At 60.6% G+C, this 6202-nt stretch carries 7 protein-coding genes; 2 read left to right on the top strand and 5 right to left on the bottom strand.

Annotation, left to right across the window (positions count from 1 at the left end):
- Positions 1-113: 113 nt before the first annotated feature.
- Together A3730_RS15280 and A3730_RS15285 are read right to left on the bottom strand one after the other, a co-directional pair.
- Positions 114-1094 (bottom strand): FecR domain-containing protein, encoded by a 981-nt coding sequence (locus A3730_RS15280; protein ID WP_063538369.1) that lies wholly within the window; start codon positions 1092-1094, stop codon positions 114-116.
- Positions 1091-1627 carry a sigma-70 family RNA polymerase sigma factor gene (locus tag A3730_RS15285; RefSeq protein WP_063520628.1) on the bottom strand — a complete coding sequence of 179 codons (537 nt, stop codon included), beginning with the start codon at positions 1625-1627 and terminating at the stop codon, positions 1091-1093. Before A3730_RS15285 ends, A3730_RS15280 begins: the two co-directional genes overlap by 4 nt.
- Positions 1628-1834: 207 nt before the next feature.
- On the opposite strand from A3730_RS15285, the gene A3730_RS15290 reads away from it, so the two are divergent.
- Both A3730_RS15290 and A3730_RS30445 read left to right on the top strand, forming a co-directional pair.
- Positions 1835-2335 (top strand): transcriptional repressor, encoded by a 501-nt coding sequence (locus A3730_RS15290; protein ID WP_231880662.1) that lies wholly within the window; start codon positions 1835-1837, stop codon positions 2333-2335.
- Positions 2336-2434: 99 nt separating this feature from the next.
- On the top strand, positions 2435-2674 hold the full coding sequence (locus tag A3730_RS30445; protein WP_156497092.1) for a hypothetical protein: 240 nt from the start codon (positions 2435-2437) through the stop codon (positions 2672-2674).
- A 265-nt stretch (positions 2675-2939) separates the two neighbouring features.
- On the opposite strand, the gene A3730_RS15295 is transcribed toward A3730_RS30445, so the two are convergent.
- From A3730_RS15295 to A3730_RS15305, 3 genes are read right to left on the bottom strand one after another with little or no spacing between them, the layout of a single operon-like run.
- Complete coding sequence (locus A3730_RS15295) at positions 2940-3887, bottom strand: patatin-like phospholipase family protein (protein ID WP_063520977.1); 948 nt, start codon at positions 3885-3887, stop codon at positions 2940-2942.
- 2 nt (positions 3888-3889) lie between these two features.
- The gene (locus A3730_RS15300) at positions 3890-5374 is read right to left on the bottom strand and encodes an NAD(P)/FAD-dependent oxidoreductase (protein WP_063520976.1); all 1485 of its coding nucleotides are present in this window, start codon (positions 5372-5374) and stop codon (positions 3890-3892) included.
- A gap of 13 nt (positions 5375-5387) precedes the next feature.
- Positions 5388-6161 carry an SDR family oxidoreductase gene (locus A3730_RS15305; RefSeq protein WP_063538371.1) on the bottom strand — a complete coding sequence of 258 codons (774 nt, stop codon included), beginning with the start codon at positions 6159-6161 and terminating at the stop codon, positions 5388-5390.
- Between the last annotated feature and the right edge of the window lie 41 nt (positions 6162-6202).

The raw sequence follows: 6202 nt of genomic DNA on the forward strand, positions 1-6202 counted from the left end.
ACGGCTCACGGTCACTCCAGTGTTGTCAGGATTGTGGTGCCCCTTTTTGGTGGGGCTTACTGACATATCGAATAGCGCCCTGCAAAGCGGAAAAGTTTTTTCGATTTTTTTGCTCAGGGGGTGGCGGGGGCGATATTGGTCCAGCCGGGCAGGGGCCGGGTGACCCGGATGGGCAGCGCGGATGCGAGCATGTCCAGAGCCTGCTGTGGGTCGGTCAGCGGGAAGCCCCCGAACACGCGCAGGTCGGCGGCCGCCGGGGACAGATTGATGTAGCCATGTTGGTAGCGCCGGAGTTCATCGACCAGATCGCCCAGGCGGATATCGTCTGCCGCCAGAATCCCCTTGTGCCAGGTTTCCCGTGCGGGGTCGGCGGGGTGAATCGGTTGCAGGGCGTTGGCGGAAAAACGGGTTTGTTGCTGAGGGTGCAGTACGCTTTTCTGCCGTGCCAGGTTGGTGATCTCCACCGCGCCGTCATAGACCGCGAGGAAGGTTGTGTTTGTTTCCCGGCGTACCGTGAAACGGGTGCCCAGTGGCTGGAGCTGACCTTGCGGTGTGAACACCACCAGTGGGCGCGGGTCCGCCTTGCCGGTTTCAATCAGCACTTCGCCCTGTATCACCTGGATGTGTCGCTGGGGGCCGTCCAGTACGGTATTGATGGCGCTGTTGGTGTTCAGCCACAGGCGGCTGCCGTCGGCCAGTTCCAGGGCGCGGATTTCGCCCATGCCGGTGCGATACTGTGCGTTCCAGTCTGCCACCAGGGTGGGCAGTGGCGTCTGTCGCCAACTCACCCAACGCAGGCCGCCGGTACTGATGACCAGGGCCAGGCCGGTAATGACGCTGCGGCGCTGTATACGGTTGTGGCGGGCCTGTTTCAGGGTGGCTTCGGTATGCGCTGGATGGTTGGCACTGGCGGTGCTGAACTGTTGTTCAATGTGCTCCACCATTTGCCAGCCGCGCAGATGGTCCGGGTGCTGCCGTAGCCATTGCTGCCAGCGAAGCTGGTCGCTTTCGCCGGCCTGCCCGGAGCGCAGCAGGGCAAACCAGTCGGCGGCGTCACTGAGAATCTGGTGATCAATGTGTGCTGCGCCGTTCATGGTCGGGCGGCCATGCAGCTGCCTTCCAGTCGGGCCTGCAGGCGCAGGCAGGCAAGCATGGCTCTGGACAGGTAATTGCGCACGGTCCGTTCGGATACGCCCAGTTGTGTGGCGATTTCCTTGCCGGTGAGGCCATGCACCATGGACTGGGTAAAGGCATGAGCTACCGCCTCAGGTAAGCGGCGAAGCATGGTGTCGACTTCCACCAGGGCTTCCAGTGCGGCGGTTTGCTGTTCTGCGGACGGGCTTTCCGGTTCGGGCAGGTGGAGCAAGGTATCCAGCCAGGCCTGCTCAATTTCTCGGCGCCGCCACAGGTCTACGCACAGCCCCCGGGCCATGCGGCTCAAGTAGGCACGGGCGGTGTGATGGTGCAGGTGGCGAGGTTTGCTGAGCAGGCGAATAAAGGCGTCGTGGGCCAGGTCGGCGGCATCATCGCGGCTGCCGAGACGCCGCTGCAATATGCCATGCAGCCAACTGTGGTAGTCGGTATACAGCGTTTCCACCGACAGGGATTCCTGCGTCACCCCGGACATGATCCCGCCCCCCAGCGTTGTTCTGTAAAGAATGAATGCTGAATACTATTTGAGAATGGATATCATTACAATAATGAGAATGAAACGCATAGTGTGACGCCTGCCCTGGTTTGCGTTTTTATCCGAGAAAAAATGTCACCATCGGTGGGCGTCATTCGTCTTCTATAGAGACAGGGAAAAAAATGCGCGATGCAGAAGGAGCTGAAGATGGCAGATAAAGGCATGGATGAGGCCCCGGGGCTGACCGTTCAGGTGAGTGAGGGAAAAGAACGTGGCGGGGCGGCCAAGAGTCATGAGCAATGGTTGACCGGGGCGGGGCTGAAAGCCACGTTGCCGCGGGTGCGGATTCTGCAGCACCTGAAAGCCGCCCACGATGAGCAGCGCCATCTGGGCGCTGAAGAAATCTATGCCCGCCTGTATCAGGCGGGGGAAAGAATCGGTATCTCAACCATTTACCGGGTGTTGCTGAATCTGGAGCAGGTGGGGTTGGTCACCCGTCATCAGTTTTCCCAGGGCGCGGTGAGCCGCTGTGTGTACGAGCTGTCATTCGGTGAACGCCATGATCATATGGTGTGCGTGGAAACGGAGCGGGTGATTGAATTCCGTGATCCGGTCATCGAGGCGCGGCAGGAGCAGATTGCCCAGGCCCACGGCTATGAGGTCGTTGGCCGGGAGCTGGTGATCCGGGTTCGCCGCATCACGTCGTAGCCGGCAGGGCGCGGCGCTTGTCAGACCAGCGGTCTGCCCGTGTCTTGTGCTTGCCCGGCTGGGTGGGTACAACCATACATAGACAGTATGGGAGGCACGGTGCGAGATACGATAGAAGACCGCCATGATCACAATAACAGTCTCAATCGCCGCGAAGAGACACCTCGCTCGCCGCTACGGCGCGTGCTGGAAAAAGAAAAGTTGATGCTGCTGGCGTTGATGATGTTGGTCGCGGGCGCGCTGATGCTGGGCTTCTTTGCCCATTCTGAGGGAATCGAAGCTCGCTCGGCGTTAAAAAATATCCAGCTAACCCTGACTCAGGCGGCCGATTCCCTTTAGCGGTTTGGCCGCGACTCCCGTCCCGATGGCAAGGCTGCGCTTGCCCGGGAAAGCAACAAAGCCAGGGTGTTCCCGTCATACCGTTCACTTAAGGTTCTGTGCCAGACCTGAAGCTTTCGCGCTATAAACATCGTTTCCCACAACCCCTCCCCTCTAACTTCGGGATTGGTGGGAAGTCATGCTCGCATGACGAAGGTGTTGGCGCAGCGCTGCTTCTCTTAAGTGAACAGCATTGGGGATGACCCGGCCTGCTTTCGTTAGTCCATCAGCCGATAGCCATGCGCACCGTGTCTGCGGTGGTGATTTGTGCGGTGTCGTAGACCTGTCGGCGTCGTTTCGGGTCCATCATGTTGTAACCGAACGCGGTCAGATCCTGCGCATTGGGTTCAATGCGGATGACGGTCTTGCCGCTTTTTTCCAGCAAGGCCACTTCCCGGTCCACGATTGCGGTCATGTAACGGCGTACCCGCCGTTCTATCTTCATCAGGGGGGAGCGGGGCTGGTCCGGCTGGCGTGAGGCCATGGGGGCCAGCACGATCACTTCATCCACTGCACTGTCGGCCAGCAGGTCTGCGGAAGTGGGGGAGGCGACGCCGCCATCAATGTAAGTGCGGTCGGCCACGGTGACCGGTGGGCACCAGAACGGCACCCCATAGGATGCGCACACCGCATCGGCAATGCTGGCGCTGGGCGCGCCGCCCTTGCCGAAAGGAATCCGTTTGCCGCTGTCAGTATCCACCGCCATGATCCAGGTGGCTGGATGGCTGACCCAGTCTTTGCCGACGGTGACGGTATTGACCAGCTGACGGAAGGGCGTCATGTCGAACTGCCCCCGTGGCAGCAGCCCGCAGATCGCTGTCAGTGGTGAAATCTCGCCGCGCAATCCTTTCAGTGCCAGTTTGGCGCCGGTAAACCGGGCCCCGGGCAAGGGCGGAAGTGCGCCGCCGGTATCGGTGTCGTGGTCCCATTGGCAGCGATCGCTGGTGCCTTGCTGGCAGTCGCGCAATTGGGCCACGGACACGCCGCTACCCAGCAGGGTGGCGAGTACGGCACCGGCGGAGGTGCCTACCAGGATGTCCGCATCGCGGGCGTCCCAGTTCAGTTGCTGCTCCAGCTGATGGAGGGCGGCAATGGACCAGGCGCCGCCGGCGACGCCTCCACAGCCGATGACCAGGGCGCGGCGGGGTGAGGAAGAAGAAGCCGTTTTGCTCATGATCAGAATACCTTTTGGGTAGCGGGTGTCAGGGTGTAGTTGTCCGCGTCGAAGGTTTTCAGCAGCCGTTGCATTTCCAGGGTGCTCCAGGGGAAGCCGACACTGTTCAAGCCGTTCTTGTCCAGGTAGTAACTGGAGCAGCCGCCGGTGTTCCAGACCGTGCCCTGCAGGTCTTTCTGGACCTTGCGGTTGTACTGCTGCTGCACCTCGGCCTTCACTTCAATGCGGCCCAGCTGCTGTTCGCGCATGGTTGTCAGGGTGCTGACGATGTAGTTGATCTGCGCTTCGATAACGATAAAGGCGGAGTTGTGGCCGATGCCCAGATTGGGGCCGAGCACCATGAAGGCATTGGGCAGGCCATTGATGGTGGTGCCCCGGTAGGCCTGCATGCCGTCTTCCCACATCTGGCTGAGCGACTCGCCGGCATCATTGAAAATATGGTTGGCGATGGGCGGCTCGGTGACAAAAAAACCGGTGCCGAGAATCACGGTATCCACCTCGCATTCGCTGCCATCCTGGCCGATCAGCGTGTTGCCACGGACTTCTTTCAGGCCGGTGTGAAAGACATCCACATTGGGCTGGTTCAGGGTCGGGTAGTAGTTGTTGCTCATCAATACGCGCTTGCAGCCAAGGGTGTAATCCGGGGTGAGCTTGGCGCGCAGCGTTGCGTCCTTGATGGCCACTTTCAGGTGCGCCAGGCCCAGCTTCTGGATCTGCCGCAGGATGGCCGGGCGGCGAAAGCCGATGCCGAAGGTTTCAAAACCGCCGTAGAGCATCTTGCGCCAGGCGCTCAGGGTGAACGGCAGGCGGAAGAAGTTTTCTTCGATCTTGGGAATGCTGTGATCCGGCTTGGGCAGCACCCATTGCGGGGTGCGCTGGAACAAGGTCAGGTGTTGGGTTTTCGGTTGTATTTCCGGGACGAACTGAATGGCGGAGGCGCCGGTGCCCACCACCGCCACGCGCTCGCCGGTCAGGTCGTGCTCGTGGTCCCAGCGCGAGGAATGAAACAGCTTGCCCGCGAAGTTTTCCAGGCCGGGAATTGCCGGAATAATCGGTTCGTGCAGATAGCCGGAACAGGCCACCACGGTGCGGGCCCGATACAGCTGATCAGCGGTTTGCACTTCCCACAGGTTCTGGCTCTCGCGCCATTGCGCCCGTTCTACTGCCTGGTTGAAACGAATCGATGCAGGAATATCGTAACGCTCAGCGGTATCGCGGACGTAATCGAGAATTTCCGCCTGGCCGGCAAAGGCCCGGGTCCAGTCAGGTTTCTGTGCGAAGGAATAGGAATACAATGCCGAGGGCACATCGCAGGCGCAGCCCGGGTAGGTATTGTCTCGCCAGGTGCCGCCCAGGTCGGCGGCTTTTTCCAGAATCACAAAGTTCGCGAACCCGGCTTCCTTGAGGCGAATGCCCAGGCCGATGCCGCTGATGCCGGCACCGACAATCAGGGTGTCATAAATCGGAGTGTTGGCTTGCTGTGTCATGGTCGGTCCGTGGTTACTGGTTCGGTTGCGGGCTGAAGAAATCCATCGCCCGGTTGGTCAGATTCAGGTTGGCGACTTGCTTGGCGAGGCTGTAGATATCCGGGTAGATCACCCGGGCGCCGCTCTTGCGGAAGGTCTTGTAAATCCGCTCAGCCAGTACATCCGGCTTGCCGGTGGGGATATAGCGGGACACCGGGCCTTTTTTCACCTGGCTGCGGGCATGGCTTTCCAGTCCTGATTGGATCGGGCCTGGGTAGACGGTGATCACATTGACGCCCTGTTTCTTCAGATCCAGACGGGCAATTTCCGATGCCAGGCCGATTCCCGCCTTGGCGCCGCCGTAATAACTGCAGCCACGAATCGGTACGCGCCCGGCCATGCTGGCCACATTGATCACGCAACCGTGACGGGCCTCCACCATGGCGGGCAGCGCCAGGTCCATCAGCCGCATGGGTGCGGTGAAGTTGATATCCAGCAGACGCTTGCCCTTCTCCCAGCCGGTGCCGGTAATGCTGATGATGTCCATGATGCCGGCGCAGTTGACCAGCACATCCACCGGCCCGCGACGGTCCTCCAACGACTGCCACCAGGCGGGCAGGGCGTCGATATCTGTCAGATCACAGGTTTCTGCCTGGGCTCCATGTTGCTCGGCAGCTGCAGCCAGTGCCTCGGCATTCAAATCGACCAGGGTGATGCGGGCCTCGGGGTGGTGTTGTCGAAACTGGCCGGCAAGCTGGCCGCCAATAGCGCCGGCACCGCCGGTAATCAGGATATGGGTTGGGGTCATGGCTATCGTTTCCTAGTGATCGTGATTGGCAATGGCGAGCC

Source organism: Alcanivorax sp. HI0044 (genome assembly GCF_001634945.1).

What these genes read in the sequence shown, in the direction of transcription:
- A3730_RS15305 (WP_063538371.1), bottom strand. Translation starts at nt 6,161, where the DNA reads ATGACCCCAACCCATATCCTGATTACCGGCGGTGCCGGCGCTATTGGC.
- A3730_RS15295 (WP_063520977.1), bottom strand. Translation starts at nt 3,887, where the DNA reads ATGAGCAAAACGGCTTCTTCTTCCTCACCCCGCCGCGCCCTGGTCATC.
- A3730_RS15285 (WP_063520628.1), bottom strand. Translation starts at nt 1,627, where the DNA reads ATGTCCGGGGTGACGCAGGAATCCCTGTCGGTGGAAACGCTGTATACC.
- A3730_RS15290 (WP_231880662.1), top strand. Translation starts at nt 1,835, where the DNA reads ATGGCAGATAAAGGCATGGATGAGGCCCCGGGGCTGACCGTTCAGGTG.
- A3730_RS15300 (WP_063520976.1), bottom strand. Translation starts at nt 5,374, where the DNA reads ATGACACAGCAAGCCAACACTCCGATTTATGACACCCTGATTGTCGGT.
- A3730_RS15280 (WP_063538369.1), bottom strand. Translation starts at nt 1,094, where the DNA reads ATGAACGGCGCAGCACACATTGATCACCAGATTCTCAGTGACGCCGCC.